General features: G+C 62.8%; 1 pseudogene. It reads right to left on the bottom strand.

Annotated elements, in window-relative coordinates:
- Positions 1-78 precede the first annotated feature (78 nt).
- Positions 79-1,331, bottom strand: a pseudogene (istA, locus tag NKJ13_RS31475) (IS21 family transposase).
- Positions 1,332-1,477 lie beyond the last annotated feature (146 nt).

Consider the following 1,477-nt stretch of genomic DNA (forward strand, 5'->3'; position numbering starts at 1 on the left):
GCGCTCGTGGCATCTTCAGGCCGACGAGATCGTGGCGGATCCGGTCGATTGTGGATGGCGTGGTATCGAGCGCATTCGTCATGGACGCTGCTCCTTCGCCATCACCCGGGCGACGGCATCGTAGAAGGCCAACGGGCGCTGAGCGACCCTGTCGCCTGAGCCATGAAGGATGACCTCGTCGTTCCTCAGTCTTTGTCGGCGCTTGTGGACGTGGATGTTGCGATGCCCGGGCTCGACATGACGCTGGTGCCGACCTTCTAGAATGGGATGGATGGCAATCAGTGCGCCGTCCTCGAAGATGCGTACCTCTTCGGCCAGAGTGTGCACCTCGACGACACGGCGCCTGGTGGCGTCGGGCACGCTATAGAAATTGCCGCCAACGCTAACCATGCCCTCCCGGCTGATGCGTCGCTCGAGCTTCAGGACCGATCGGAACGGAGCCAACGGCAGCGGCCGGAGCGCTGCCCGCTCCTCGGCAAAAGCTTCGTTGACGACACGCCGTGTGGTTGCGTGAACTCTCGGGTTTGCGACCGTGTCCAGCCAGTGACGCAACTGCGCATTCAAGTCTTCGAGGTTGCGAAAGGACCGGGCCAGGAAGAAGTCCTCGCGAATGTAGCGGAACGGTCGCTCGACCTTGCCTTTTGTTTTGGCGCGGTAAGGCCGGCAGGCCTTGGGATGGAAACCATAGTGGCGGGCAAGATCGACGAGGGCACGGTTGTAGACGATGCCGCCGGTATCGCCTTCGCCGATCACAGCCGTCTTCATACGGTCGTAAAGCACTTCGCGAGGAGCGCCGCCCAGCGCCTCGAAAGCCCCAGCATGGCAGCGCAAGACAGTCGGCAGATCCTGGTGGACGACGAAGCGTGCCCAGAGGCGACTGAAGCCAAGCACTATGGAGAATAGCCAGACGATTCTCGGCGTGGTCGGCTCATCGGCAAAGACGACATTGAACTGGGCGAAGTCGACCTGCGCCTGCTCGCCGGGCGGGGTCTCGAAGCGAACCTCGTATCCACGCTCCGCCGCGGCAGGACGGACGTCGCGCAGGAAGTCGGTGACGGCCGGTAGCCGCCATAGCCGAGATCCTTCAGTTCGCGGAAAAGCCGGCTGCCGGTGAGCCCGGGATATCGCGTGACGCGTTCGCGAAGATAGGCCGTGAAGGGATCGATCACCGCCTGACGCGGCTTGCGCGGTCCGTAAGCCGGAGCCTCGAGCCCGCGCTCAATGTATTTGCGCACCGTCTTGCGGTCGATCCCGCTCTCCCTGGCGATCGCCGACACCGACAGGCCCTGCCGATGCAAATCCAGTATCATCATCTCCCCGATCTTGATCACCGAAATCCCTCTCCCGACCATCAGGAGAAGCATCAACGATTACGCGCCGCCGGTCTCCCGGAGCGCGCTCCGGAAGACCGGCGGCAGCGCTATACTGGGGAAGATTCAAACGGCACTTCTGGGGAGTATTGAGCCGGCATCGACAG

This window comes from Mesorhizobium sp. M0174, assembly GCF_040322275.1.
Taxonomy (GTDB): Bacteria; Pseudomonadota; Alphaproteobacteria; order Rhizobiales; family Rhizobiaceae; genus Mesorhizobium.